Here is a 23,367-nt window from a genome sequence, read left to right on the forward strand (position 1 = left end):
TATCCTTTCCTGTGGGCTCTGTCAAGAAAAATGCAAAATTTACAAAAATTTTTGTGGACAACTCTTATAAGCTGTGATAATATGAGGAATCAATAAAAGAGATACCATCCAGAGCATCCCGCCCGGCGGGAGAAAGGAGCCGTTTATGTCTGTCAAGGAAAGCTATGCCGGCAAGATCAACCGTAAGCTCAACAAGAAGCTCCACGTCATCGACGTGGCGGCGGGCCGGGCTCCGGCGGATCTGGTGCTGAAAAACGCCACTTACGTCAACGTATTCTCCAATGAGCTGTGTCACGGGGACATCGCCGTGGCAGAGGGTCTCATTGTAGGTATGGGCGAATACCACGGCAAGGTGGAGGTGGACGTGTCCGGCAAGCTGGTGCTGCCCGGCTTCATCGACGCTCACATCCATCTGGAGAGCTCTCTGGTGAGTCCCACGGAGTTTGCCAAGGCGGTGCTGCCCCACGGCACCACCACCGTCATCACCGACCCCCATGAGATCGCCAACGTCATGGGTACCGACGGCATCGAGTATATGCTGCAGGCCACGGAGGACCTGCCGGTGGACGTGCGCTTCATGCTGCCCTCCTGCGTCCCCGCCACGCCGCTGGACGAGTCCGGCGCCAATCTGGATTACCGTGCCATCGACTCCTTCTATGACCATCCCCGTGTGCAGGGACTGGCGGAGATGATGAACTATGTGGGCGTGGTCAACGGCGACGGTCAGGTGGTGGAGAAGATCGTGGCCTCTCAGGCCCACCATAAGAAGATCGACGGCCATGCGCCGGGCCTTTCCGGCAAGGATCTCAACGCCTACATCGCCGCCGGCGTCTACTCCGACCACGAGTGCTCCGATATGGAGGACGCCATGAATAAGCTGCGTCTTGGCCAGTACATCATGATCCGTGAGGGTACGGCCGCCCGGAATCTGGAGGCTCTCATGCCCCTGCTCACCAGCCAGTACGTGGATCGCTGTATGTTCTGCACCGACGACAAGCACCCCAACGACCTCCTGGAAAAGGGCCACATCGACTACATCGTCAAAAAGGCTATCTCCCTGGGGGCCGACCCCATCGTTGCCGTGAAGGCCGCCTGCCACAACGCCGCTCGGTACTTCCTGCTGAACAACCGTGGTGCCATTGCCCCCGGCTATTTGGGCGACTTCGTCATCATCGACGACTTCCAACACTTCGAGATCGAGATGGTCTATAAACGTGGTGTCCTCATGTACGACGGTCAGTTGCGGGACTTCCCCGCCCCGGAGATCGACCCCTATCTGGTGAAGCGGGCTCACGACACCTTCCATGTGGCCCACCTGACGGCGGAGGACTTCTCCGACGGCCGTCCCCACGCCGTCATCGGTATGATCCCCGGTGAGATCGTCACTCAGGATGCCGGCTACGCCGACCACGCCGACCCGGAGCAGGACATTCTGAAGATCGCCGTTATCGAGCGGCATAAGAACACCCACCACATCGGCTTGGGCTACATCAAGGGCTACGGCCTGAAGCGTGGCGCCGTAGCCACCTCCATCAGCCACGACAGCCACAACATCATCGTGGTGGGTGCCACCGACGAGGATATGGCCGCCGCCGCCAACCGCATCGTGGAGAACCGTGGCGGCATCACCGTCATGGAGAACGGTCAGGTGCTGGGCGAGGTGACGCTGTCCATCGCCGGCATCATGTCCGACGACAGTCTGGTGATGGTGAACAGCGCTCTGGAGGATGCCAAGGACGAGGCCTTCGGTTTGGGCGTCTCCCGTGGCATCGACCCCTTCATGACCCTGAGCTTCATGGCCCTTCCGGTGATCCCTTCTCTGCGGATCACCACCCGTGGTGTGTTCGATGTCTCCAGTCAGCGTTATATCTGACCTCCTCATCCTCCCCATAGCGTGATACCCCCCGGAGCCTTCGGCTCCGGGGGGTATCACATTTTCCCTTGAAAAGAGGGAGGACGCCGCAGCGTCCTCCCTCTTTTCACAGGCTATTCTTACTTCACCGTACCGTCGGCGTTGAACACCGGCAGCGGAGCCAGATACTGGATGTCCTTGCGCTGCTGGGCGTCGCCCTCGGCCAGCACGGCGATGCGGTCCACCACGATGCCGCCGGCCAGCTTCACCAGCTCCTCCATGGCGTGGAGGCTGCCGCCGGTGGAGATCACATCGTCCATCAGCACGATGCGCTTGCCACGGATCATGTCGGCGTCGTCCCGACCCAGATACAGCTTCTGCACCCCGGCGGTGGTGATGGAGCGATCCTCCACATGGATGGGATCGGGCATATAGGCCTTGGGGCCCTTCCGGGCGATGAAGTACTTCTTGGCGCCGGACTGCCGGGCCATTTCGTGAATCAAGGGGATGCTCTTGGCCTCGGCGGTGAAGAGGTAGTCGTACTCCTCATTCTCCACCAGCTTCAGCAGGTCACGGGCGCAGGCCACCGTCAGCTCCGCATCACCGAAACAGATGAATGCACCGATATACAGATCATCCGCAACCTTGCAGATGGGAAGTTCCCGCTGCAGGCCCGCCACGGTCATGGAATAGGTCATCTTTGAAACTCCAATCCGCCGGGCGCAGCCACGCCCCGGCTGCCGCCTTTGGGCGGACGGCACGCCTTTGTTTTTAAGTACCGCTTGGATGCACTGGCCAAGCCATAGTATATTATATAAGCAATTTGGCAAATGTCAATATCCGTCTGCACTTCTGCTTATGAAAGTTCCTGCTTTTCGCTCCCACCTGTTTCTCTCCATTCTAATATTTTTTCTTGTGCTCTCATAAATTTTCAGCTTATTTTTACGTTTTGCACAAAAAACGCCGGTATTTTTCAGTAACCCCCGCTCGTCCTTTTCCCTCGGACCCCCTTGCGGGAACCGGAAATTGGTGTTATCATGACCTTAACAGGGTTCATTCTTCCTGTGAAAGTAACGGAACAAGGATTTAGGAGGAACAAATTATGAACGCATATCTGGCCAGTGTTTTGGAAAACGTTCGGACAAAGCACGGCAACGAGCCGGAGTTCGTGCAGACCGTAGAGGAGGTTTTCTCCTCCATCGAGCCGGTCATCGAAAAGCACCCTGAGTATGAGAAGGTAGATCTGCTGGGCCGTATGGTGGAGCCCGAGCGTATGTTCACCTTCCGGGTGGTGTGGTGTGACGACAATGGCCAGTGGCATACCAACCGTGGCTGGCGCTGCCAGTTCAACGGGGCCATCGGCCCCTACAAGGGCGGCCTGCGGTTCCAGAAGAACGTCTACGAGGGCATCATCAAGTTCCTGGGCTTCGAGCAGACCTTCAAAAACAGCCTGACGGGCCTGCCCATCGGCGGCGCCAAGGGTGGCTCCGATTTCGATCCCGCCGGCAAGTCCGACGCCGAGGTCATGCGCTTCTGCCAGAGCTTCATGACGGCTCTGTACCGCTACATTGGGCCGGACGTGGACGTCCCCGCCGGCGACATGGGCGTGGGCGGCCGTGAGATCGGCTACCTGTTCGGTCAGTATCGCCGCCTGAAGGGCGCTTGGGAGAACGGCGTCCTCACCGGCAAGGGCCTCAGCTACGGCGGCTCCCTGATCCGTCCGGAGGCCACCGGCTACGGCGCTGTCTACTATCTGCAGGAGGTCCTCAAGCACGAGGGCGACACCATCGAAGGCAAGCGCATCGCCCTGTCCGGCTACGGCAACGTGGCATGGGGCATCATGAAGAAGGCCGCTGAGCTGGGCGCCAAGGTCACCTATATGTCCGGCCCCGACGGCTATGTCCACGACCCCGACGGCATTAACACCGAGGAGAAGCTGAACTTCATTCTGGAAATGCGTGCCAAGGATCCCATGCACTGCAAGCCCTATGCCGACCGCTTTGGCTGCGAGTTCGTGGCCGGTGCCAAGCATTGGGGGGCCAAGGATGTGGATGTGAATATGCCCTCCGCCATGCAGAACGACGTCCGCATGGATTCTGCCGAAAAGATCGCCGCCTCCGGCGTGAAGTACTACATCGAGGTAGCCAATATGCCCACCACCAATGACGCTTTGAACTTCCTGCGGGCCCAGAAGCATATGATCGTGGCCCCCTCCAAGGCCGTCAATGCCGGCGGCGTGGGCGTCTCCGCTCTGGAGATGGCACAGAACTCCGAGCGTCTGGTCTGGACCGCCGAGGAGGTGGATGCCCAGCTGCATAAGATGATGAAGACCATCCATCAGGTGTCTGCCGAGGCCGCTGAGGAATACGGTCTGGGCTACGATCTGGTGGCCGGTGCCAATATCGCAGGCTTCAAGAAGGTGGCGGAAGCCATGATGGCGCAGGGCTGCTTCTAAGCCGTCCCTTCCCCCTATTCACCCATAAAAAAGCATCCCCGGTACAGCTGCGCCGGGGATGTTTTTTCTTTGGATGCGGAAACCACCAGCCCTGTCGGCGAAGGTACTCCCTGAAAGCTTTCCCTTCCATCGACGAGCAGCCAAGTGAGCCGCAAGCAGATGTCTTGATCGAGGAGTTTGTGCAAGCAGATGCCTTAATAGGGAGAATCCGTGTAAACAGAACACAAGTTTCCCGTTTACGGGTCGAAAATCGCAAGGAAATAAAATTCAGTGGTTTCTGCTCCGTGTCCCTTGATTGGTTCCGCCAGCAAAATTGCCCATTTCAGGGCAATCGAACCTCCGGAGTCATCGAGAAATATATTTCTTCACAAGAAAAACGGCTGTAAGGTAGCTCTACCTTACAGCTGTTTTATTTTCTCACTTTTTCCCTTTTCCCCACTTACTCATAGGGCGGAATACCAGCGGCCAGACGGCTCCCGCCACCAGCACCAGCAGGAAGTACCGCACGCCGCCGGCCAACCCCTCATGGCCCAATAGCGCCAGCAGCGGAGCCTTCAGGCCGCTCTTGATGGCCAGCAGCAGCGCCATGCCCACGACCACCTTGAGTACCTGCACCCACCAGACGGCCTGCGTCTCGAAGTGAATATACCGCCGATCCAGCAGCCAAGCCAACGTCATACCCGCCACAGCGCCCAGCATCTTCCATGCATTGCCGATGCCGCTGGCCAGATTCTCCGCATCCATATCCGCCGGAAAGCCGCAGGCCTCCACGAACACCACAAAGGCCCCGCTGACCACCAGCATGGCAGCCAGCACATAGCCCATGTATCGGGGCTTTTCCTGCGCCCGCCGCATCAGGGGATACAGTCCCAGCACCAGCGCCGCCGCCAGTACCAACGACACCCCCACGTCCGCCGGGGTATGTACCCCCAGATACATCCGGGAAAAGGCGATGATCAGCGCCAGTGCCGTCAGCCCCAGCCGCACCCACCGGCGGCCGCCCCACAGGGCCATGCCGCCGAAGAGCCCTATGGCGTTCTGGGTATGGCCGCTGGGGAAGGAGTACCCCGTGGCCTCCGCCCGTGCGCTCTCCACAATGGTAAAGTTGGGGTCCCGCACCCACGGCCTCGGCACCCGGCAGATCAGCTTCAGAAACTGGTTCAGCACCGTGCCGCAGAAAGCGATGGTCATCAGATAGTACCCCTCCCATTTGCTGACGCACCAGAACACCACCACCGCCGCCACAATGAAGATCACCTCGCCGCCCAGTTGGGTCACGGCACTCATGACGCCGTTCCAAAAGGGCGTTCGAATTTTTTCCAGCGCATATAAAATGTCCACTTTTCCGTCTCCTTTTGTCCTGATCTCTGACAGAAATTTCGTCCTATATCTGTCCGATATCAGTTGGAATTTTGTCCAGATTATTTGTCTCGATCAGAAAACTGCATTTTCTTCTTCCAAACAATCCTCCTCCGATTCTTTCTTCCGACAAGGCTACCGAGAAGGGCAGCAGCTGCCCTTCCTCAGCTGTCTGACTTTTCCGTCATTTCTTTCTCCGACAGCTGTTCCCCGATCGTCTGCTTTCCAACCGCCCTCTTTTAGTGGTGGCCGCCGCAGCCGTGGGACTCCTTCTCCGGGGCGGCGTAGCTCTTTCCCGTCACCGTCTCCGGTACGATCCTCACCACACGGGTGGCCGACATATATTTTTCCATATACTCGCTGAACCGGCCCATGCCCTTGGGGTCATAGGCGGTACACAGCAGCAGCATGGCCTTCACCTGCTCCGCTTCATCGGTGACCACCTCCGCACGGCCATGAAGCACCGCCGAGGCATAGGCCATGGAGAACTCGTTGGGGATGGCCGCCGCATAGGAGACTGCCGACAGGCATACCGGCGGGTTTTTCGCCAGCAGCTCCCACTTCTCGCCGTGACCGGCGCAGTGGAAATACACTACATGGTACGCCTCATCCACCACCGGGGAGATGGGGATGGCGTAGGGCTTCCCCACCTCATCCGTCAGAGACAGGGTGGCATAGGGAGCCTTCTGGAATACCTCCCAGGCAAAGGCGGCATCCCGCTCCCGATCCTTTCGCAGCATTGCTTTTTCCTCCTTATCAGGCGGCCGGGCCACCCTGTTTTACCCCGCTCTCTTGACCAGCAGCCAAGCGGATATGCGGGGAAAATATCAGACATATTCAAGTGATATGGTCTATCCTATGGATGGTACCATGATTCCCATAGAAATGCAACAAACATTCTTGACTTTTCCCGGAGGTGAAATATAATATATGGGTGAAAATTTTTGCAACGTGATGAATCGATATTAGGAGGACAAGCCCATGACACTGGATCACAGCTATTTCGAGGAAATGGAGGCCAAGATCCCCCACGGAAAGGTCCGCACCCGGTTCGCCCCCTCCCCCACCGGCTATATGCACGTGGGCAATCTGCGGACGGCGCTGTACACCTGGCTCATCGCCCGCAGCCACGACGGCACGTTTATCCTGCGGATCGAGGACACCGACCAGAGCCGTCAGGTGGAGGGCGCTGTGGATGTCATCTACCGCACCATGGCCGAGTGCGGCCTGACCCATGACGAGGGCCCGGACGTAGGCGGCCCCGTGGCCCCCTATATCCAGTCCCAGCGCCGGGACACCTACGGAAAGTACGCCCGGCTGCTGGTGGAAAAGGGCGGCGCCTACTACTGCTTCTGCGAAAAGACGGAGTCTGAGGAGGATTCCGGGGAATTTGACCGGGCCGCCGATCCCTGCCGGGAGTTGACGGCCCAGCAGGTGCAGGAAAAGCTGGAGGCAGGTCTGCCCTACGTCATCCGCCAGCGTATCCCCGCCGGAACCACCACCTTCCACGACGCCATTTTCGGGGACATCACCGTGGACAACAGCACGCTGGACGATCAGGTGCTGCTGAAGCGGGACGGTCTGCCCACCTATAACTTCGCCAACGTCATCGACGACCACCTGATGGGCATCACCCATGTGGTGCGGGGCAGCGAGTATCTGGCCTCCGCCCCAAAGTATAACCTGCTGTATGAGGCCTTCGGCTGGGAGGTCCCCACCTATGTTCACTGCTCCCCCGTCATGCGGGACGCTCAGAACAAGATGTCCAAGCGCCACGGCGATCCCTCCTATGAGGATCTGAAGGCGGAGGGCTATCTCACCGAGGCCATCCTCAACTATGTGGCCCTGCTGGGCTGGAGCCCCAAGGGGGAGTTGGCGGAACAGGAGCTGTTCACCCTGCCGGAGTTGGTGAAGGCCTTTGACATGACGGGCATCTCCAAGTCTCCCGCCATTTTCGACCGGCAGAAGCTGGATCACTTCAACGCCGTCTATCTGCGGGGCATGGCCCCGGAGGCCTTCGCCAAGGCCGCCGAGCCCTACATCCGCCAGACGGTGACAGACCCCCGATTCGACACCGCCGCCATCGCCGCTCTTTTGCAGGCCCGGTGCGAGAAGCTCACGGACATCCCGGAGAAGGTGGACTTCTTCGATGCCCTGCCGGAGTATCCCGTGGACTACTATACCAATAAGAAATCCAAGACCAACCCCGACGTCTCCCGTGCCATGCTGGAGGCGGTCATCCCCGTGCTGGAGGGCCTGACGGAGTGGACGGACGAGGCCATTCACGACGCACTGGTTGATCTGGCGCAGCGGCTGGAGGTGAAGAACGCCACCCTCATGTGGCCTGTCCGCATCGCCGCCGCCGGTAAGCTGGTGACCCCCGGCGGAGCCGTGGAGATCTGCCGCATTCTGGGCAAAGATGAGACGCTGCGCCGCCTGAACGCCGGTCTCGCCATGCTGGGGGCATGATGGACTGGCTGGAACAGCAGCGCACCCGGCTGCACGGATTTTACCGCACGGAGTACCGCTACTCCCTCCGCATCACCGCCATCGCCTTCGGCGCACTGATCCCGCTGGGCTTTGCCGGCAGCCTGCTGCTGCCGGATCTGGCAGACCAGCTGTTCCTGCAGTTCGCCCAGCAGATGGCGGAGCTGGGCATCATGGACACCACCGGCCGGGTGGATGTGCTGGCGCTGTTCGGCAACAACGTCCGGGCGACGGTGTTCAGCATCGCCTACGGCTTTATCCCCTTTATCTATCTCCCGGCCCTGTCCATCGGCATCAACTCCCTGCTGCTGGGGCTGTTTGCCGGGGTGTACGTCAACAACGGCATCTCCCTGCTGGCGTATTTTGCGGGCATCGTCCCCCACGGCATTTTCGAGTTGCCGGCCCTGATCCTGGCCCTCAGCAGCGGCATCTATCTCTGCCGCAAGGTCACAGACTACGTCCGGCACAACGAAAAGGGCGTTATGGGTCCCCTGATGAAGGATCTGCTGCGCCTGTTCGTCATGCACATCATCCCACTGCTGATGGCAGCGGCGGTGATAGAGGCCTATGTGACACCGCAGCTTTTGAAGCTGTTTCTGTAAAAACTTTAGTGCCGCAGCGTGCGGCGAAAGGAGCATCACATGAACGAGAAGAATGTACGAAGCATCCCGGAGCTTTTTGGCAGCATGGTATTCAGCCAGGCTCAGATGCGACAGCGTCTGCCGGAACGGGTCTATGACGCATGGCAGCAGTGCCTGATCCAAGGAACTTCTCTGGATCGCTCCATCGCCGACGAGATCGCCGCCGCCATGAAGGACTGGGCCATCGAAAAGGGCGCTACCCACTACACCCACTGGTTCCAGCCCATGACGGGCTTTACCGCCGAGAAGCACGACAGCTTCATCGCCCCCAACGTCCCCGGCACCATTTTGATGGAGCTGTCCGGCAAGGAACTGTCGCAGGGTGAGGCGGACGCCTCCAGCTTCCCCTCCGGCGGTCTGCGGGCCACCTTCGAGGCCCGTGGTTATACGGCGTGGGATCCCACGTCCTATGCCTTCATCAAGGATCAGACCCTGTATATCCCCACCATCTTCTGCTCCTACGGCGGCGAGACGCTGGATAAAAAGACGCCTCTGCTGCGCTCCATGAAGCAGCTGGATACGCAGGCCGTCCGCATCCTGCGGCTGTTCGGCAACACCACGGTGCAGCACGTTACCGCTCAGGTGGGGCCGGAACAGGAATACTTCCTCATTGACAAATCCATGTATCGCCGCCGGGAGGATCTGATGCTCTGCGGCCGCACGCTGTTCGGTGCCAAGCCTCCCAAGGGGCAGGAGCTGGACGACCACTACTACGGCGCCATCAAGCCCCGTGTGGCGGCCTTTATGCACGAGCTGGATCAGGAGCTGTGGCAGGTGGGCGTGCTGGCCAAGACGGAGCACAACGAGGTGGCGCCCGCCCAGCACGAGATCGCCCCGGTGTACTCCGACGCCAACAGCGCCTGCGACCACAATCAGTTGACCATGGAGTTTCTGAAGAAGGTGGCCGACCGCCACGATCTGGTGTGCCTGCTTCACGAAAAGCCCTTTGCCGGGGTCAACGGCAGCGGCAAGCACGACAACTGGTCGCTGGCCACGGATACCGGTGAGAACCTCCTCAAGCCCGGACGTACCCCCAGTCAGAACGCCCAGTTTCTGCTGTTTCTGGCGGCCTTTATCAAGGGCGTGGACGAGTATCAGGAGATGCTGCGCTGCTGCGTGTCCTATCCCGGCAACGATCACCGGCTGGGCGGCAACGAGGCGCCTCCCGCCATTGTGTCTATCTTCCTTGGCGACGAGCTGACGGCCATCCTCCGCTCCATCATCGACGGCACGGCCTATGTGGACATCACCAAGAAGAAGCTGGAGATCGGCGTGGACACCCTGCCGGAGCTGCCGCAGGATACCACCGACCGCAACCGCACCTCCCCGCTGGCCTTTACCGGCAACAAGTTCGAGTTCCGGATGTTGGGCTCCTCCCAGTCCATCGCCAGCCCCAATGTGGTGCTCAACACCATCATGGCCGACGAACTGAAGCAGTTTGCCGACCGGCTGGAGCGGGCGGAGAGCTTCCATCAGGCCCTGCAGGAGCTGCTGCGGGATACCTTCCGGGATCACCAGCGCATTATCTTCGACGGTAACGGCTACGACGACGACTGGGTACAGGAGGCCAAGCGCCGGGGGCTGAGCAATCTGCGGGACACCGTGGACTGTATGCCCGCCTACATCGACGAGAAGAATGTGGCGCTGTTTTCCCGCTTCGGCATCCTGACGCCGGAGGAGATGCACGCCCGGTATGAGATCCATCTGGAGAATTACTGCAAGGTCACGGCCATTGAGGCCGCTACCCTGCGGGATATGACCCTGCGGGGCATCCTGCCCGCCGTCACCCGCTACACCGGCGATCTGGCCAAGGGCGTTGTGAGGAAGCGGCAGGCGGAGATGGCCACTCCCTGCCGGGTGGAGAACTATCTGGTGGCGCAGCTGGACGCCCTCAGCGGCGACCTGCTGGACGCCTGCCAGGCTATGAGCCGGGCGCTGGAGGCCGCTCCCGCCGCCGATGCCGGCATCGACGCCGCCCGGTACTACCGGGATCAGGTGGCCTCCCGGCTGGAGGAGATGCGGAGCATCATCGACCGCATGGAGCCGCTGGTGGGGGCCGACTACTGGCCCTATCCCACCTATGCAGACATCCTGTTCTCCGTGTAATGATACCCGATACGAAAAGAGAGTGTGTTCCGGATGGAACACACTCTCTTTTTCGTCAACCGGCGGGGTGAGCCAGACGGCTGAGTAAACTAAACGGAGGGATCAATAGTCGGAGTTCAGCCACGGCTTCTGGCCGTAGTGAAGAAGCTGCGCCAGCTGCTGCCAAGGGCCGGTGACGGCGACGGCTCCCAGCCGCACCATGCTCTCCAATCCGCAGGAGGCCATCAGCAGGGATGCCAGATCCCCCTGCCGGCACGTCACCGTTACCTCGGCGGGTGCTTCCTCCGGGAGGGCGGACCAGCGGCCGCCGTCGAAGCGCAGCACCGTGCGGCAGTCCCGGTGGGCCAGCTCATCACGGTAGCAGAAGGCCGCTGTCAGCGTCCCCTGCGGGAGGGTGCGATAGGCGGTGGCGGTCACGAAGGCCGCCGGGTCCAGAATCTTGAACATGGTGCCTATGGCGGAGACGTTGGTTTGCAGGAAGCCGTAGTCGATGTAGTTGCCGGAGACGTCCTGCGGATCCTCCAGCAGGTGGTGGAAGTCCTCCTCTCCGGTGCGGAGGAGCACCGTCTGGGCCAGATCCTCCTGCAGCTTCAGCGCTCCCAGCAGCGCCCGGAGGACAGCGCCGTCGTCGTACACCAGTTCCTCCACCGACAGGCGGTTGCGGGTGTAGTTGGTGTCGCTGGCGCTCTCAAAGCGATAGGCCACATAGCCCTGCAGCGTCCCGTCGTCGGCGCAGTAGCCGATGCGGCGCACCTGAACATCCGTGCGGGCTGCCCGAACCTCCTCCTCGAACTTCTCCACCATGCCGTGGTTTTGGGCGGCGAAGCGGCTGTGACAGGCCAGCACCCGGTCAAAGTCCTCCGGCTGCAGCAGGCGCAGATGGCGGCGGGCCTCTCCGTCGGGCTTGGGCAGCACGGCGGTGGGCAGATGGTACTCGTAGAGCTTCCCCGCAAAGCCATAGCCCATGCGGCGGTAAAAGGAGATCTGGAAGGGCAGCAGCAGCGTCAGCAGAGCGCCGTGGCGACGGGCGTAGTCCTCGAAGTAGCGGATCATCTCCAGCGCCGCCCCCTGCTTTTTATGGAGGGGGTGCACCTCCAGCGCCATCAGGCCGCAGGCCGTCTGCATCCGGCCGAAGCAGTTCATGGAAAAGAGGATCAGCTTCATGGTGGCAATGAGTACGTCCCCTTCAAACAGGCCCACCGTCTGCACCTGACGGTCCTCCCGCAGCTCCAGACGGTGCTTCTCCCGGTAGTGCTCCCGGCACGCTTCGTCCAGCGTTTTATAGGCCGGGTAGGCGTTGAGGTAGATGTCCAGATAGGCCTCCAGATCCTGCTGGGTCAAGGGGCGGATGGTGCGGTTGGTGTGTTCCATGGCGGCGGGCTCCTTTCACATGATCAGATGAAGCTATTGTACCGTGTTTTGCCGGTTCCGTCAACGATGGGTAAGAAAAAAGCCCATCTGCTCAGGCGGATAGGCTTTCAAGGGAAACTACTTTACAGGGACAGGCTCTTCGTCCACGCAGAGACCTCCTGTGCGGAGGCATGGCTGGACAGGCGCTTGCCCTCGTTCCAGCGGGTATCGGGGGGCGCAGGAGGATCGCAGGAGCTCCACGGTCTTGCCCATACCGCTGCCGCCGGAGGTAGCGAAGGGAATCACGGTCTTTCCAGAGAAATCGGCGCTCTCCAGAAAGGTCTGGATGATGCGGGGCGCCTGATACCACCAGATGGGAAAGCCCACGAACACCGTGTCATACCCCGCCAACCGAGGGGTCTCCGCCATGGCCGGGCGGCTCTTGGGGTCGTTCATCTCCACGCTGCTGCGGCTTTTGGCGTTGTTCCAGTCCAGATCGGCTGCAGTGTAGGCCGTCTGGGGACGAATTTCGAAGAGATCGCCGCCGGTGACATCCGCCAGTGTCTTGGCCAGACGGGCCGTTTCGCCGCTGGCAGAAAAATAGGCAACCAGAATTTTGCTCATGTGTATGCTCCTTTCAACATTTCTCCGGGATCGCTCCGGGCGGCGGGACATCCCACTCTCCCCCCATTGTATCAGCCGAGGGCGGCGGATGCAAGGCACTTTTCCCGGAAATGGGTGCTTATCGGACAGTGAAGCCCAGCCCCGTCAGCCAGTCCGCCACGTCGCTCCGGGCGGCGCTGCTGCCGAAGCGCTGGCCCTCCTGCCAGTCGCCGGTGCCGGCCAGCTGAGCCAGCGTCTCCCCGCTCTGGCCGAGGGCGGAGGAGGCGGAGGTACAGAAGGGGATCACCGTCTTCCCTGTGAAGTTATTTGCCTTCACAAATCCGTTGACAGGCCATGCGCTGCCGCCCCACCAGATGGGATAGCCCACAAACACCGTGCTGTATTGTTCCCAGTGCTCCACGGTGGCGGAGGTGAGAGCCACATCTTGCAGAGAGACATTCTCATGCTCCCGACAGGCCCGGCTCTCGCTGTTGTTGTAGTCCAGATCCGCCGCCAGATAGGGCTCCTGCGGTGTCAGCTCAAAGGTATCGGCTCCCAGTGTCTCGGCGATGTATCCCGCCACAGCCTTGGTGCTGCCGGTGGCGGAGAAATACACCACCAGCACCTTGGTCTGCTCCTCGGTGGGGGTGCTATCCTGTGGGGTATCGGCGTCCTGCACCTCGTTCTGCGAGGCATCGCTGTCGGGCTGCTGCTTCTTTCCGCAGGCGGCCAGCGCCGGCAGCATCAGCAGAGCCAGCAGCAGGCAGCTCCATTTTTTCAGTTTACGCATCATTCTTCTCCTTTCACGCCAACGGCTTACCGCTGAACACCGGAAATCCATTGTAATCGCCGTAATCCGTCAGGTGCTCCATGCTCCGCAGCGTCTCCATGTCCTCCGGGGAGATGGCAAAGTCCACGGCGGCGTTGGAGCGCATATGGCCGGGGTCCGCCGTCTTGGGCAGGGCCACCGCTCCCAGCTGCAGGACATAGCGGATGCACAGCTGCGGCACGGAAACGCCGTATTGCTCCGCCATGGCGGTGATGGCCGGATTTTTCAGGGCCTCGCCGTGGGCGATGGGGGAATAGGCCTCCACTCGGATGTCCTGCCGGGTGCAGTAGTCCAGCAAGGGCAGGTCCGTACCGGCGATGTGCAGCAGCAGCTGGTTCACTGCCGGACGCACCCGGCAGCCGGTCAGCAGGTTCTCCAGATCGTCCCGCAGAAAATTGGAGACACCGATGACCCGCACCTTTCCCGCTGCCTGAGCATCCTCCAGCGCACGCCAGACGGCCCTGTTCTCCTGAAAATACCGCTTTTCGGCCCGGAACTCCCTCCACGGCTGGGGAGAGTGGATGAGCATCTGGTCCAGATACGTCAGGCCCATTTTCTCCAGCGTCTCGTCAATGGAGCGGGCGGCGTCCTCATAGGTCTTGTGCTCCGCCGCCACCTTACTGGCCACGAACAGCTCCTCCCGCTTCAGGCCGCAGGTGCGGATGCCCTTGCCCACGCCCTGCTCGTTGCCGTAGGCCTGAGCCGTATCGATGAGCCGGTAACCCAGCTCCACCGCCGTGCGGACGGCCTGCGCCGCCTTGTTGTTGTCAATGAACCATGTGCCAAGCCCCAGCTTGGGGATGGCTATACCGTTTGCCAGCGTATAGGTCTCCTGCAAAATCATTTCGCATCCTCCTCCGTCCAGATCCCCTTGGCCATGCGGAACACCGCCCACGCCTTGGGCCAGCCGCAATAAAAGGCCGCATGGGTGACGATCTCTGCGACCTCCTCACGGGTGATACCGTTTTTCTTAGCGCTGAGCAGGTGGTAGCGGAAGGATTCATCCGTCAAGCCCTGCGCCATCAGGGCCACCACCGTCACCAGCGAGCGATCCCGCAGGGATAGCCTGTCCTCTCGACTCCATACCTGACCGAACAGGACATCGTCATTGATCTCTGCGAATTTCGGGGCGAACTCCCCCAGGGCGTCCCGCCCCGCCGTCTGTTTGACTGCCATATGGCTCTCCTCCTTACAGTTTGCTGTATGCTTCGTCGCTGACCGGCTCCGAGAAACGGAGTCTTGACAGTAACGCTCCTACGCTGTATGATGCTCTTAAAGCTTATCTATACTCTAAAACTGAAAGTACACTTTAAGTCAAGGGGTTTTGCAAAATTTTTTCGGAGGAATTGGAAAATGGTCTATACCGTGGGTGAAATGGCGAAGCTGCTGGATATCCCGGCATCCACGCTGCGCTACTATGACAAGGAGGGGCTGCTGCCCTTTGTGGAGCGCTCCTCCGGCGGAATCCGTCTGTTCCGGGAGTCGGACTTCGAGTGGCTGCAGGTCATCGGGTGCATGAAAAAGGCCGGGATGTCCATCCGTGACATCCGGCAATACATCCAGCTGGCCATGCAGGGAGACGACACCATCGACACCCGGCTGCAGATGTTCCACCACCAGCGGCAGGTTCTGCTGGATCAGATCCGGGAGATGCAGCACACGCTGGAGACGGTGGAATACAAGTGCTGGTTTTACGAGACGGCGCAGGCCGCCGGCACCACGGACGTCCCCATCCGCATGGCGGAGGAGGAGGTCCCCCAGCGCTTCCGGGCCATCCGGCGGGAGCTTCACGGCGAGGAGCCGGTGAAGGACGATGCGTCGGCGTGAGATTTTCCCTCTTGACAAGCTCTTTACGGGATGGTATGATGTCCGTGACAAGTGAACATCAAAAGCGATGACGAAGACGGAGCTGGCAGCACGTCGCATAGAGAGCCGGGGACGGTGGAAGCCCGGCGGACAGCGCCAGAACTCTTATCCCTTCCGAGCCGAGTCCCCCAACGCATCTGTCAGTAGGAGACTCCGTGTAGGCTACGTGAGTGCATAGGGCTTGATGGAGCCTGAAGTGGCAGGACGTTTTTCGTCGTGCAATTTGAGTGGTACCGCGGGTATTGTATAGCAAGACTCGTCTCAAAGGAATTTGGGACGGGTCTTTTTTTGCGGAAATTTTGAAAAAAACAAGGAGTATCGACATGAAACTGAGTAGGAACAAAATGCTGCTGGTGAGCTTTATGCTGTTTTCCCTGTTCTTCGGAGCGGGGAATCTGATCTTCCCGCCCTTTCTGGGGCAGAACGCCGGAAGCCACACCCTGCCGGCCATGCTGGGCTTTCTGGCCACGGCGGTGGTGCTGCCGGTGCTGGGTGTGGTAGTGGTAGCCCGCTTCGACGGGCTGGACCGGTTGGGGCAACAGGTGGGCAAGCGCTTCGCCATCGTCTTTACCCTGCTGATCTATCTCTCCATCGGGCCCGGTCTGGGTATCCCCCGTGCTGCCTCTGTCCCCTTCGAGATGGCGGTGGCCCCCTATCTGCCGGAGGGCGCCAATACCACCGTGTGGATGCTGGTGTACTCGCTGGCGTTCTTTCTGGTGGCCCTATGGCTGTGCATGACGCCGGGAAAGCTGGTGAACCGCATCGGCCACTTCCTGACCCCCAGTCTGCTGGTGCTGCTGGTGTTCCTGTTCGTTTGCTTTCTGTTCCGGGGAGAGGTGAACGTGGCCCCGTCCCAGACGGCCTATGACGCCGCCCCCTTCCTGAAGGGCTTTTCCGAGGGCTACCAGACCATGGACACCATCGCCGCCCTGAACTTCGGATTGGTCATTGCTACCACGCTGGGTTCCTTCGGCATGACGGAAAAGCGCGATCGGATGCGCCACACCGTTCTGGCAGGTATCTTCGCCGGAACCATTCTGGCGCTGGTGTATGCCATGCTGTCCTACATGGGGATGTGCAGCTCCGGAGTCTATGCCATTCAGGAAAACGGCGCATGGACCCTGCGGTGCATCGTCTACCAGCTGTTCGGCGCACCGGGAGCCGTGCTGCTGGCGGCCATCTTCACGCTGGCCTGTCTCACCACCTGCGTGGGGCTTATCAACTCCATCTCCCAGTATTTCTCCACCCTTTTCGGAAAGCTCTCCTACCGCCAGTGGGTGCTGGTGATGACGGGCTTCTCCTTTTTGGTGTGCAATCTGGGACTGAACGCCATCCTCAGCATCTCCATCCCCATTCTCAACGCCATCTACCCCGTGGCCATTGTGCTGATCCTGCTGGGGCTGACCCACAGCCTGTGGGTCAAGAATCGTTGGGTCTACTCTCTGGTGGTGGCGGGCACCGGAACCGTCAGCGTCATCTATGCGTTGGATGCCGCACAGCTGTCGCTGGGCGCTGTGACGGAGCTTTGCCGGAAGCTGCCCCTGTACGATATGGGCTTCTGCTGGGTCAATGTGGCGGCGGTGATGCTGGCAGTGAGCCTGCTGCTGGGTCTTGTGCGGCGGGAACGGGCGTAAGGGGCAGAAAAAGCTTGCCCTTCTCCTCCAAGGCTGGTAGAATGAGACATATTCTCCACCGAAAGGAGTTTTTCTCATGAAACTGATGATCGCCTCCGACCTCCACGGCTCCGCCGCCTACACCCGGCGGCTGCTAAAGCTCTATCGGGATACCGGCTGCCAGCGGCTGGTGCTGCTGGGAGACCTGCTGTACCACGGCCCACGAAACCCGCTGCCGGAGGGCTATGAACCGCCCGCCGTGGCCAAGATGCTCAACGACATGGCGGACGAGCTGCTGTGCGTGCGGGGCAACTGCGACGCCGAGGTGGACCAGATGGTTCTCCACTTCCCCATTCTCTCCGACTCCGCCCTGCTGGTGCTGGACGGCCTCACCATCCACGCCACCCATGGCCACATCCACGGGCCGGACACGCCACCGCCCCTGCGGCAGGGAGATATCCTGTTGTGCGGACACTTCCATGTGCCGGTGCGCCGGGACTGCGGCCGTTACACCTATCTGAATCCCGGCTCCGCAGCCCTGCCCAAGGAGAACAGCCCCCACAGCTGTATGGTGCTGGAGGGCGGACAGTTCACATGGCTGGACGTGGTGACGGGTCAGCCCTTCCAGCCCCGTGGATGACGGTGCTGCTTGACGCTGCATAAAAAAGAGGACTCTGAGCCGATGGCTCAGAGTCCTCTTTTTATGTCTTACTTCTGGTTGGGCATTTTCCAGCCCTCGTGATCCGTATGGAGCAGATGGTGCGAACGGCCGCTGAGAGGCGCACGCAGGTACTCCCGGTACAGGGTCTGAATTTCCGGGTTCTCGTGGGAGAACCGCACCGGGGACTTCTTATCGATGTTCCACAGGACATTTCCACGGGCCTCGGCCATCTCCGTGCCGTCGTGGATGGGTTGCCCGCCGCCGCCGGCACAGCCGCCGGGACAGGCCATGACCTCCACGAAATCGTAGTGGACCCTTCCCTCCTCCAGATCGGTCATCAGTTGGCGGGCGTTGGAGAGGCCGCTGACCACCGCCACGGAGAGGTCGCCCTCCTTCGGAATGGTGAAGGTGGCCTCCTTCCAACCCTTCACGCCACGGATGGCGCTGAAGGCATCAGGGTCGGGATTGGAGCCGGTGACCAGATAATAGGCGCTGCGGAGGGCGGCGTCCATCACACCGCCGGAGGCACCGAAGATCACCGCCGCACCGGTACCGGTACCCAGCGGACTGTCGAAGGGAGTCTCCTCCATGGTGGCGGGGTTGATCTGCTCGCCCCGGAACATCCGCACGATCTCACGGGTGGTCAGCACCACATCCACATCGGGATCGTCGCTGACGGTCCGCATGGTAGGCAGGGCCGCCTCGCTCTTTTTGGCGGTGCAGGGCATGATGGACACCACGAAAATGCGCTTGGGGTCCACACCGATCTTCTCGGCAAAGTAGCTCTTGGCCAGAGCGCCGAACATCTGCTGGGGACTCTTGGCAGTGGAGAGATTGTCGGTATAATCCGGGAACTGGCCCTTCAGGAACCGCACCCAGCCGGGACAGCAGGAGGTGAACATGGGCCACGTGTACCGCTCCCGATGGGTAAAGCGGTCCACGAACTCACTGCCCTCCTCCATAATGGTGAGGTCGGCAGTAAAGTTGGTATCAAACACGTAGTCAAAGCCCATCTGCTTCAGGGCGGTGACCATGCGCTCCGCCGAGGCGAACTCCGGCGTCAGATGGTAGTACTCTGCCCAGGCCACCCGGACGGCGGGGGCCATCTGCACCACGGTGATCTTATTGGGGTCGGCCAGAGCATCGAACACCTTGCCGGTGTCATCGTGCTCCTGCAGGCCACCCACGGGACAGTGGACCACGCACTGGCCGCAGAAGGTGCAGTCGGACTCCCCCAGGGTGCGGTACTTCCCCACGCCGATGGTGGTGTGGGAACCGGTACCCATCAGATCCCAGACGTGCATCCCCTGGACCTTATCGCAGATCTGGACACAGCGCATACAGCGGACGCAGCGGTTCTCGATCCGCACCACGGGGTTGCTGAAATCCGTGGGGATATTCCGCAGGTCCTTGATGTAGTGCTCCCCCAGCAGGTTATAGTCGTTGGCCAGCTGCTGAAGACGGCAGTTGCCGCTGCGGGTACACTTGGTGCAGCGGATCTCATGCTGGCTCAGTAGCAGCCGGAGATTCACCCGGCGGGCCTCCCGCACACGGGGAGAGTGGGTATGGATCACCATGCCCTCGGCCACCACGTTGTTGCAGGAGGGGATCAGGCGCTCCTGCCCCTCCACCTCCACGATGCACAGGCGGCAGGCACCGATTTCGTTGATCTCCTTGAGATAGCACATGGTGGGGATCTCGATGCGTGCGGTGCGGGCGGCCTCCAGAATGGTGGTACCCTCCGGCACGGTAACGGTCCGATTGTCGATGGTCAATGTTACCATTTTTCGTTTCGACCTCCTCTGAAAATTCCGTAGCCGAAGTGGTCGCACCGCAGGCAGCGGCCTGCCTCGGCGCAGGCCCCCTCTTGGGTCAAGCCGCACTCGATATCCTCGAAGTCGCGCTTGCGCTCACAGGCCTCCCGCTCGGTGGTATCGATGCGCCCGTGGGGGGGCGAGTTGTTCAGCTTGGGGCTGGGAATCTCCACGTCCACGGTAATCTCGTGGCGGAAGCCCAGATGCTCGTCGATGTTGGCGGCTGCCACCTTGCCGGCGGCAATGGCCCGGATGGCAGTGGCAGGGCCGGTAACGCAGTCGCCGCCGGCGAACACGCTGTCCATATCCCGCACCTGCCCCGACAGGCCCGCCACAAAGGCACCCCGCTGGATGGGGACGCCGGCCTGATCGAAGCCCTGGATCTCGACGCCCTGTCCAATGGCCACCACGATGACATCCGCCGGGATGCGGACCTCCTCCAGCGCCGCCTTGCCGGGACGGGGACGCCCTGCCTTGTCCACCTCCCCGATGATCTGGGGCTGGACCCACAGGGCCTTGGCGGCGCCGTCCTCATCGGCCTCGATGCGGACGGGAGCGGCCAGCGTCATCAGCTCGGCTCCCTCCGCCAGCGCACCGGTGATCTCGTCCGGCAGCGCCGTCATGTCCGCCTGACGGCGGCGATAGACGCAGGTGACCTTGTCGGCCCCCAGTCGGATGGAGCTGCGGGTGACGTCCATGGCCACGTTGCCGCCGCCGATGACCACCACCTGCTTGCCGGTGAAATCCGGCATCTCGTTGTCGCCGATGGCACGCAGCATCTCCACGGCGGAGATGACGTTCTTACTGTTCTCGCCGGGGATGCCGGTCTTTTTATCCTGATGAGCGCCGATGGCGATGTAGATGCAGTCATACTCCTGCTCCAGCTTCTCCAGCCAGATATCCCGGCCCACGGTGACGCCGGTATGTACCTCAATGCCAAGAGACAGAATGGATTCGATCTCGGCGTCCAGCTTCTCACGGGGGAAGCGGTAGCTGGGGATGCCGTAGCGCAGCATACCGCCCAGCTGCTCCCGCTCCTCGTACACCGTGACCCCGTGACCCATAAGGGCCAAGTAGTAGGCGCAGCTGAGACCGCTGGGGCCTCCGCCGATGATGGCCACCTTCTTGCCGGTGGCGGGAGCGCACTCCGGCTGGGGTACCACCCCGGCGTGGTCCACGGCATAGCGCTTCAGGCCACGGATATTGATGGCATCGTCCACCATATTCCGGCGGCAGCGGGCCTCGCAGGGATGCTCGCAGATATAGGCGCAGGCCGTGGGGAAGGGATTGTCCTTGCGGATCAGGCGCACTGCATCAGCGCAGCGACCCTCCCCTACCAGCGCCATGTAGCCGGGGATATCCACGCCGGCGGGACACAGTGCCACACAGGGAACGGGATTTTGCAGGCCCGCCAGACAGCGGTTGTGCTTCACGTGCTCCTCGTAGTCATCCCGGAAGCCCTCCAGCCCCTCCACCACCAGACGGGCGGCGTCACGGCCGATGGCACAGTCGGCGGTGTTGACGATACTGCGGGCGGTCTTTTCGATGATGGCAATGGTCTCCATGGTAGCCTCGCCGTCCAGCACCTGATTGATCAGCAGCGTCAGCTGCCCCAGCCCGATCCGGCAGGGGACACATTTGCCGCAGGTCTGTGCATGGCACAGCTGCAGAAACGACAGGGACATATCCACCGGACACAGGCCCGGAGGGCTGGCGGCAATGCGCCGCTCCATATCCCGGTAAAGCCCTTCCACCACGGTCTGGGCCCGGCTGGGTGTCTTGATATCCAGTCTGCTCAAAGCAGGACACTCCTTTCGTCGGCACGGAGAATAGCGCCCCATTCTCCGGCGCATATGATTGAATTATGTTAAGAATGACATAATTCACAGCCAAAGTCAATGGGATAAAATCTTTTGTTGCAGTGAAAAATTATCATTAGTTTTCTGAAAAAGTCACGAAAGTGTATACAATTCCGCAAGAATTGTGAGATTTTTCCATGGAACATGGCTTTTCACCTCATGGGGGCCGGGCGTCCTGCCCTCCTGCGGCGATGTTTTTTGTGCAAAAATTTTCGTCCCACGCAGTCCCCTCCCCTCTCCGGCGGGGGCATCGGGCCGGACTTGACAGGGACAGTCCGGGGGAATATAATTTGAATACTTATGGCCATTTGCGATACGGCTATTTCCTATTATAATATTTACGGAATGTGCAAAGGACAAGTGACATGAACTTTCGTTTGATACTGAACATCATGGGCTATACCCTCTGGGTGGAAGCCGGGTGCCTGCTGCTGCCGCTGCTGGTGTCCGCAGGCTATGGTGAGGCCTGCTGGGAGCCGTTTTTGTGGACGCTGGGGCTGTGCAGCCTGTGCGGGCTGATCCTCACCCGCATCCCGGCCCGGAAGAACCGTCTGCAGGGCCGGGACGGCTATGCGGTGGTGGCCATGGCGTGGATCGTGCTGTGCCTGTTCGGGGCGGTGCCTTACGTCCTCAGCGGGGCTGTCCCCCACTATGCTGATGCCCTGTTCGAGACGGCCTCTGGCCTCACCACCACCGGAGCCACCATCCTGACGGATGTGGAGGCCATGCCAAGGGGTATCCTCTTCTGGCGGGCGCTGACCCAGTGGATGGGCGGCATGGGTGTGCTGGTGCTGTTTCTGGCCCTGATGCCCCGGACGGGGGCGGGGGCCGTACACCTGATGCGGGCCGAAAGCCCCGGTCCCATCAAGAGCAAACTGCTGCCCCATGTCAGTGACACCGCCAAGGTGCTCTATGGCATCTACATTGGTCTGACGGCGGCAGAGATCGTGGCCCTGTGTCTGGCAGGCATGGACTTTTACGAGGCTGTGCTCCACTCCTTTTCCACCATCTCCACCGGTGGCTTCTCCACCCGCAACGCCAGCATTGCCGCCTTCGGCTCCCCGGCCATCACATGGATCGTGGCCATCTTCATGTTCCTGTCGGGCATCAACTTCTCTTTGATCTTCATCTCCCTGCGGGGACACATCCGGGCGGCGCTGCACAGCGAGGAGCTGCGGCTGTATACCCTGCTGACGCTGGGATCCATCGGCCTTATCGCCGCCAGTCTCATGGTGCAGCAGAGCGTTCCGCTGGGTCGGGCGCTGAAGGATTCCGTCTTCAACGCCGTGTCCACCGTGACCACCACCGGCTTCGCCACGGCGGACTTTGCCCAGTGGCCGGTCTTTGGTCAGATGCTGCTGGTGATCCTCATGTTCACCGGCGCCTGCGCCGGGTCTACCTCCGGCGGCATCAAGGTCTCCCGCATCCTGCTGCTGGGAAAGCTGCTGCACCGGGAGATCAAAAAGATCCTGCACCCCAAGCATATCTCCGTCATCACCGTGGACGGACAGCTGGTGGAGGACCGGGTGGTCTCCTCGGCGGCGGCCTACATGGTGGCGTATATGATCCTGCTGCTGGGTGGGGCCACCCTTCTGGCTTGGGACAACCTGGGCTTTACGGAGTCCTTTACCGCCGTGCTGACGTGTCTCGGCAACGTGGGACCGGGGCTGGGCCGTCTGGGCCCGGCGGGGAATTTCAGCCCCTTCTCCGGGTTCAGCAAGGTGGTCATGTCGCTGCTGATGCTGCTGGGGCGGCTGGAGCTGATGCCCATTCTGGTGATGCTCTCCCCACGGATGTGGCGGGAGCGGTAATAGCGCTGCCCGAAAATCTAAGGATCTTTCAAGCGTCGATCTTGGCAAGCAAAAAACAGCC

19 protein-coding genes are annotated in these 23,367 nt (G+C 60.9%); 9 read left to right on the top strand and 10 right to left on the bottom strand.

Annotation, left to right across the window (positions count from 1 at the left end):
- The first annotated feature begins 145 nt into the window (after positions 1–145).
- Positions 146–1,873, top strand: a complete 1,728-nt coding sequence (gene ade, locus KJS28_RS04820; protein ID WP_213541946.1) for an adenine deaminase — start codon at positions 146–148, stop codon at positions 1,871–1,873.
- Between the two features lie 119 nt (positions 1,874–1,992).
- Here the strand turns inward: ade and KJS28_RS04825 are convergent, their stop codons facing one another.
- Positions 1,993–2,550 (bottom strand): phosphoribosyltransferase family protein, encoded by a 558-nt coding sequence (locus KJS28_RS04825; RefSeq protein ID WP_213541947.1) that lies wholly within the window; start codon positions 2,548–2,550, stop codon positions 1,993–1,995.
- 404 nt (positions 2,551–2,954) lie between these two features.
- Between KJS28_RS04825 and gdhA the strand changes: the two genes are divergently transcribed.
- A complete protein-coding gene (gene gdhA, locus KJS28_RS04830; protein ID WP_213541948.1) occupies positions 2,955–4,307 on the top strand; it encodes an NADP-specific glutamate dehydrogenase in 1,353 nt (450 codons plus the stop codon).
- A gap of 417 nt (positions 4,308–4,724) precedes the next feature.
- Here the strand turns inward: gdhA and KJS28_RS04835 are convergent, their stop codons facing one another.
- Together KJS28_RS04835 and KJS28_RS04840 are read right to left on the bottom strand one after the other, a co-directional pair.
- Positions 4,725–5,648, bottom strand: coding sequence for a phosphatase PAP2 family protein (locus tag KJS28_RS04835; protein ID WP_213541949.1), 924 nt, complete (start codon positions 5,646–5,648; stop codon positions 4,725–4,727).
- Positions 5,649–5,905: 257 nt separating this feature from the next.
- Positions 5,906–6,406, bottom strand: coding sequence for a pyridoxamine 5'-phosphate oxidase family protein (locus tag KJS28_RS04840; protein WP_213541950.1), 501 nt, complete (start codon positions 6,404–6,406; stop codon positions 5,906–5,908).
- A 241-nt stretch (positions 6,407–6,647) separates the two neighbouring features.
- Here KJS28_RS04840 and gltX point away from each other — a divergent pair, with 241 nt between their 5' ends.
- The 3 genes from gltX to KJS28_RS04855 are packed head-to-tail and all read left to right on the top strand — an operon-like array spanning position 6,648 to position 10,900.
- Complete coding sequence (gene gltX, locus KJS28_RS04845) at positions 6,648–8,135, top strand: glutamate--tRNA ligase (RefSeq protein ID WP_213541951.1); 1,488 nt, start codon at positions 6,648–6,650, stop codon at positions 8,133–8,135.
- Positions 8,135–8,755: a stage II sporulation protein M gene (locus KJS28_RS04850; protein WP_213541952.1), complete on the top strand. Its 621-nt coding sequence runs from the start codon at positions 8,135–8,137 to the stop codon at positions 8,753–8,755. Before gltX ends, KJS28_RS04850 begins: the two co-directional genes overlap by 1 nt.
- A 39-nt stretch (positions 8,756–8,794) precedes the next feature.
- Positions 8,795–10,900, top strand: a complete 2,106-nt coding sequence (locus tag KJS28_RS04855) for a glutamine synthetase III family protein (protein WP_213541953.1) — start codon at positions 8,795–8,797, stop codon at positions 10,898–10,900.
- A 102-nt stretch (positions 10,901–11,002) separates the two neighbouring features.
- On the opposite strand, the gene KJS28_RS04860 is transcribed toward KJS28_RS04855, so the two are convergent.
- The 5 genes from KJS28_RS04860 to KJS28_RS04880 form a co-directional block, all read right to left on the bottom strand.
- A complete protein-coding gene (locus KJS28_RS04860; RefSeq protein WP_213541954.1) occupies positions 11,003–12,271 on the bottom strand; it encodes a GNAT family N-acetyltransferase in 1,269 nt (422 codons plus the stop codon).
- Between the two features lie 117 nt (positions 12,272–12,388).
- A complete protein-coding gene (locus KJS28_RS04865; protein ID WP_213541955.1) occupies positions 12,389–12,874 on the bottom strand; it encodes a flavodoxin in 486 nt (161 codons plus the stop codon).
- A gap of 118 nt (positions 12,875–12,992) precedes the next feature.
- Positions 12,993–13,643, bottom strand: coding sequence for a flavodoxin (locus tag KJS28_RS04870; RefSeq protein ID WP_228298444.1), 651 nt, complete (start codon positions 13,641–13,643; stop codon positions 12,993–12,995).
- 13 nt (positions 13,644–13,656) lie between these two features.
- Entirely contained in the window at positions 13,657–14,526 is an 870-nt protein-coding gene (locus KJS28_RS04875) for an aldo/keto reductase (protein ID WP_213541957.1), read from the bottom strand.
- The gene (locus KJS28_RS04880) at positions 14,523–14,858 is read right to left on the bottom strand and encodes a carboxymuconolactone decarboxylase family protein (protein WP_213541958.1); all 336 of its coding nucleotides are present in this window, start codon (positions 14,856–14,858) and stop codon (positions 14,523–14,525) included. The genes KJS28_RS04875 and KJS28_RS04880 overlap by 4 nt, the downstream gene beginning before the upstream one ends.
- A 177-nt stretch (positions 14,859–15,035) precedes the next feature.
- On the opposite strand from KJS28_RS04880, the gene KJS28_RS04885 reads away from it, so the two are divergent.
- The 3 genes from KJS28_RS04885 to yfcE all read left to right on the top strand — a co-directional run bounded on the left by KJS28_RS04885 (position 15,036) and on the right by yfcE (position 17,801).
- Positions 15,036–15,509, top strand: coding sequence for a MerR family transcriptional regulator (locus KJS28_RS04885; protein ID WP_213541959.1), 474 nt, complete (start codon positions 15,036–15,038; stop codon positions 15,507–15,509).
- Between the two features lie 362 nt (positions 15,510–15,871).
- Positions 15,872–17,182: a branched-chain amino acid transport system II carrier protein gene (gene brnQ / locus KJS28_RS04890; RefSeq protein ID WP_213541960.1), complete on the top strand. Its 1,311-nt coding sequence runs from the start codon at positions 15,872–15,874 to the stop codon at positions 17,180–17,182.
- A gap of 76 nt (positions 17,183–17,258) precedes the next feature.
- Positions 17,259–17,801, top strand: coding sequence for a phosphodiesterase (yfcE, locus tag KJS28_RS04895; RefSeq protein ID WP_213541961.1), 543 nt, complete (start codon positions 17,259–17,261; stop codon positions 17,799–17,801).
- A gap of 68 nt (positions 17,802–17,869) precedes the next feature.
- Here the strand turns inward: yfcE and KJS28_RS04900 are convergent, their stop codons facing one another.
- Complete coding sequence (locus KJS28_RS04900; protein WP_213541962.1) at positions 17,870–19,606, bottom strand: [FeFe] hydrogenase, group A; 1,737 nt, start codon at positions 19,604–19,606, stop codon at positions 17,870–17,872.
- Complete coding sequence (locus KJS28_RS04905; RefSeq protein WP_213541963.1) at positions 19,600–21,435, bottom strand: NAD(P)-binding protein; 1,836 nt, start codon at positions 21,433–21,435, stop codon at positions 19,600–19,602. Before KJS28_RS04905 ends, KJS28_RS04900 begins: the two co-directional genes overlap by 7 nt.
- A gap of 425 nt (positions 21,436–21,860) precedes the next feature.
- Between KJS28_RS04905 and KJS28_RS04910 the strand changes: the two genes are divergently transcribed.
- The gene (locus tag KJS28_RS04910) at positions 21,861–23,306 is read left to right on the top strand and encodes a TrkH family potassium uptake protein (RefSeq protein WP_213541964.1); all 1,446 of its coding nucleotides are present in this window, start codon (positions 21,861–21,863) and stop codon (positions 23,304–23,306) included.
- Positions 23,307–23,367 lie beyond the last annotated feature (61 nt).

The sequence above is a fragment of the Vescimonas coprocola genome, assembly GCF_018408575.1.
Lineage (GTDB): Bacteria > Bacillota > Clostridia > Oscillospirales > Oscillospiraceae > Vescimonas > Vescimonas coprocola.

Coding starts and splice junctions, on each gene's coding strand:
- KJS28_RS04825 (WP_213541947.1), bottom strand. CDS start 2,550: ATGACCTATTCCATGACCGTGGCGGGCCTGCAGCGGGAACTTCCCATC.
- KJS28_RS04865 (WP_213541955.1), bottom strand. CDS start 12,874: ATGAGCAAAATTCTGGTTGCCTATTTTTCTGCCAGCGGCGAAACGGCC.
- yfcE (WP_213541961.1), top strand. CDS start 17,259: ATGAAACTGATGATCGCCTCCGACCTCCACGGCTCCGCCGCCTACACC.
- KJS28_RS04855 (WP_213541953.1), top strand. CDS start 8,795: ATGAACGAGAAGAATGTACGAAGCATCCCGGAGCTTTTTGGCAGCATG.
- brnQ (WP_213541960.1), top strand. CDS start 15,872: ATGAAACTGAGTAGGAACAAAATGCTGCTGGTGAGCTTTATGCTGTTT.
- KJS28_RS04860 (WP_213541954.1), bottom strand. CDS start 12,271: ATGGAACACACCAACCGCACCATCCGCCCCTTGACCCAGCAGGATCTG.
- KJS28_RS04840 (WP_213541950.1), bottom strand. CDS start 6,406: ATGCTGCGAAAGGATCGGGAGCGGGATGCCGCCTTTGCCTGGGAGGTA.
- KJS28_RS04875 (WP_213541957.1), bottom strand. CDS start 14,526: ATGATTTTGCAGGAGACCTATACGCTGGCAAACGGTATAGCCATCCCC.
- KJS28_RS04850 (WP_213541952.1), top strand. CDS start 8,135: ATGGACTGGCTGGAACAGCAGCGCACCCGGCTGCACGGATTTTACCGC.
- gdhA (WP_213541948.1), top strand. CDS start 2,955: ATGAACGCATATCTGGCCAGTGTTTTGGAAAACGTTCGGACAAAGCAC.
- KJS28_RS04910 (WP_213541964.1), top strand. CDS start 21,861: ATGAACTTTCGTTTGATACTGAACATCATGGGCTATACCCTCTGGGTG.
- KJS28_RS04885 (WP_213541959.1), top strand. CDS start 15,036: ATGGTCTATACCGTGGGTGAAATGGCGAAGCTGCTGGATATCCCGGCA.
- gltX (WP_213541951.1), top strand. CDS start 6,648: ATGACACTGGATCACAGCTATTTCGAGGAAATGGAGGCCAAGATCCCC.
- KJS28_RS04900 (WP_213541962.1), bottom strand. CDS start 19,606: ATGGTAACATTGACCATCGACAATCGGACCGTTACCGTGCCGGAGGGT.
- KJS28_RS04880 (WP_213541958.1), bottom strand. CDS start 14,858: ATGGCAGTCAAACAGACGGCGGGGCGGGACGCCCTGGGGGAGTTCGCC.
- KJS28_RS04870 (WP_228298444.1), bottom strand. CDS start 13,643: ATGCGTAAACTGAAAAAATGGAGCTGCCTGCTGCTGGCTCTGCTGATG.
- ade (WP_213541946.1), top strand. CDS start 146: ATGTCTGTCAAGGAAAGCTATGCCGGCAAGATCAACCGTAAGCTCAAC.